Annotated in this window: 3 protein-coding genes; 2 read left to right on the top strand and 1 reads right to left on the bottom strand. The window is 41.6% G+C overall.

The annotated features are described in order from the left end of the window. The first annotated feature begins 32 nt into the window (after positions 1-32). Both QUA13_RS32155 and QUA13_RS32150 read left to right on the top strand, forming a co-directional pair. Positions 33-932 carry an IS630 family transposase gene (locus QUA13_RS32155; RefSeq protein WP_333205112.1) on the top strand — a complete coding sequence of 300 codons (900 nt, stop codon included), beginning with the start codon at positions 33-35 and terminating at the stop codon, positions 930-932. Between the two features lie 9 nt (positions 933-941). Continuing rightward, positions 942-1,490, top strand: a complete 549-nt coding sequence (locus QUA13_RS32150; RefSeq protein WP_333205110.1) for a retroviral-like aspartic protease family protein — start codon at positions 942-944, stop codon at positions 1,488-1,490. A gap of 94 nt (positions 1,491-1,584) precedes the next feature. Here QUA13_RS32150 and QUA13_RS32145 read toward each other — a convergent pair whose 3' ends face one another. Beyond that, entirely contained in the window at positions 1,585-2,730 is a 1,146-nt protein-coding gene (locus tag QUA13_RS32145) for an FAD-dependent monooxygenase (protein WP_333205108.1), read from the bottom strand. Positions 2,731-2,837 lie beyond the last annotated feature (107 nt).

The raw sequence follows: 2,837 nt of genomic DNA, 5'->3' as shown, positions 1-2,837 counted from the left end.
AAGATGAATATCCATAGGGTAGAAATCAAGTAGTGGTATCTCATTATACGGTTTTCACCAAAAACCCAGAAGAACCGAAATATCAAGGCTCAAAAGCATATCTAAGTCAATTAGAACGAACCGAGATTATCACATACTTAGAGGCTAAAGAGTTTTTGAACTTACAGGAGCTTCGGGAATACATAGAAGACAAATATGATGTTCGTTTCAAATCAAATCAAAGTTATTATCAATTATTTGATGAAGCCGAGATTAGCTGGAAAAAAACTCAAAAAAAGAATCCTAAAAAAAACGATAAATTGGTAGAAACAAAAAAGATAGAAATAGAAAAAATATTAGAAGAAAACAGAGAAGAGATAGAAGCTGGAAGACTTGTGGTATATATGATCGATGAATGTCATCTACTTTGGGGAGATGTCTGTGGATATGTTTGGGGAAAGACTAAGATCAGAGTAGAAGTACCGATGACAAATCAAAAAGAAAGACAAACATATTTTGGGGCTCTCAATTATCAAACAAAACAATTTTTTGTGCAAGAATATGGAGCCGGAAATTCCGAAAATACAGTTTTGTTTGTAAAATACCTTCAAAGTCTAAATACAGCAGCTAGAATTTTAATATTTTGGGATGGGGCAAGTTATCATAAATACGCAGAAATGCGAGATGATCTTGGCCTGGTTAATCAGGATTTAGAAAAATCTGAATGGTTGATAAGATGTGAATTATTTGCACCTAATTCACCTGAGCAAAACCCTGTAGAAGATATTTGGCTTCAAGGCAAAAGATTTCTGAGAGAACATTGGTATCTCTGTAGAACTTTCCCACTTATTAAAAAACTATTTATGCTTGTAACTCACTCTCAAGTATTTAATTTTCCCAAGTTAGATATGTATGGCTTGTTTGATAAAAATTATAAATTAATACCAACTTAATCAGGATGGGTGAAGCCCAATGTTTTTACAATTGATTTAGGATTGCTATACCTTAAATTATGGCTAGAATTAAAGGTAGACTTTCTAGACGAAAAGAGAGGCGATATGATAAATCTCGATCGCGATTTAACTCAAGCCAGCAAAAATATGGGTGCAGTTCGAGTCAAAGTCAAGCTAACGAATGCCATTGATGAAGCCTTAGTGAGTCGAGGAGTGCTCAATCCAAATCTGTTGCGCGTGTACGAAGCAGAAGCACTCATAGATACTGGCGCAGTCAGAACTGCGTTACCTGCGGATGTAGTAGAGCAGCTCGGTTTAAGAATTCGGAGTCAGGAAATAGCAAAATATGCTGATGGCAGACAAGAAACAGTAGGATTGACTGAACCTGTTATCATTGAAATAGAAGGGCGCGAAACTATTGAGGCGGCAATGGTTTTAGGCGATATGGTGCTAATCGGTCAAACTGTGTTAGAAACTTTAGATTTGCTAGTAGATTGCAAAAATCAGCGTCTAATTCCCAATCCCGAAAATCCCGAAAGACCTGTATTGAGAGTTTAATATAAATCCAGCTTAAATACCTCCTTTATTTATTATGTTCGAGTGCCGGTCGCGGCATGATGCCAGCATTTTTAATCAGCACATCTTCAACGGTTTACGCAGGCTTGTAGCTGTAGAGCCATTCTTGAAATTTATCTGGATTCATTTGCGACGGCTTCATCATTTCGCGGAATCTTGTCTCGCTCTCTGGCTTGTAGGAGACTTTCCCCTCATAGGCACTTTGAGTATAAATCGCTTCTAGGCGAGGGATGCGACTGTGCTCGTAAGCCTCCAGGGCGGCTTCAATGCTAGGTGCTGAAGAAAGGCATTCTGCAAGTTCGTAAGCGTCCTCAAATGCGCTGTTTGCTCCTTGCCCCAGAGATGGCACAACTGGATGAGCGGCATCTGCCAAAAGCGTTACTCTGCCAGAGCTCCAGCGTGGTAACGGGGTTCTGTCACAGATAGGTCGCTCCACAATGTCATCCGCAGGGGTTGCCTTGAGGATCGCCTCGACAGGCTCTGTCCACTCTGCAAATATCTCCAAAACACGAGCCTTGGTATCAGTTGCACGTTGACAAACAGAATCGTCTGTTAATAGTGCACCGGCACTCCAAAAGGTGTAACCGTCACCCACATCAATTAGGACGATATTTTTGCCATCGGGTGCCGTGATTAAGGTTGCTGACTCAGGAGATAACAATTCGTGGGGATATTGAATTACGGCACGCCAAGACATTCGACCGGCATAGAGAGGAGAACCATCACCGATTAGCTTTTGCCTGACGATAGAGTTGATGCCATCTGCCCCAATCAGCAAGTCTGACTGGACTGTTTTTCCATTTTCAAAATGAGTTTCAACACTGTTTTCATCCTGCTGAAAACCGATACATCGATGATTGAGATTGATAATATCTGGCGGCAGTACCGATGCGAGGATGGCTTGCAGACGCGACCACTGAATGTTCAACAGAGGTTGTCCATATTGCTGCATGGTCGTGAGCTGCTGCAATGCGATCGTCTCTCCGGTGCTTCGCTTCAGGGTAAGCGTTTTCAGTTGGCTGCCTGCTTGTTTCAACAACTCAACCATCCCTGGGTGAATGGCGTCAATACTATTTAATCCGTTTGGGGTCAAGGTCAGACCTGCACCTATGGGTAGCAAAGCCTGTGCCCGCTCGTAGACTTGCACGTTAAATCCGTGTTTGAGCAGGGCAATCGCAGTTGCTAAACCGCCAATGCCACCTCCGACAATAGCAATGTTCATTCGATTGATTACCTTTCTTGAAACTTCTGATTTACAGCGGTTCCCGCTGTTATGAAGTACAATAGCAACAATTAGCAAACCAATTTCTTAAATGTTGAGGATTGATT

Source organism: Microcoleus sp. S28C3 (assembly GCF_036700785.1).
Taxonomy (GTDB): domain Bacteria; phylum Cyanobacteriota; class Cyanobacteriia; order Cyanobacteriales; family Microcoleaceae; genus Microcoleus; species Microcoleus asticus.
The sequence above is the reverse complement of the archived record's forward strand: the minus strand, read 5'-3'. Positions and strand labels throughout refer to the sequence as shown.

Excerpts from the sequence above, each read along its gene's own strand:
- QUA13_RS32145 (WP_333205108.1), bottom strand. The coding sequence starts at position 2,730 with ATGAACATTGCTATTGTCGGAGGTGGCATTGGCGGTTTAGCAACTGCG.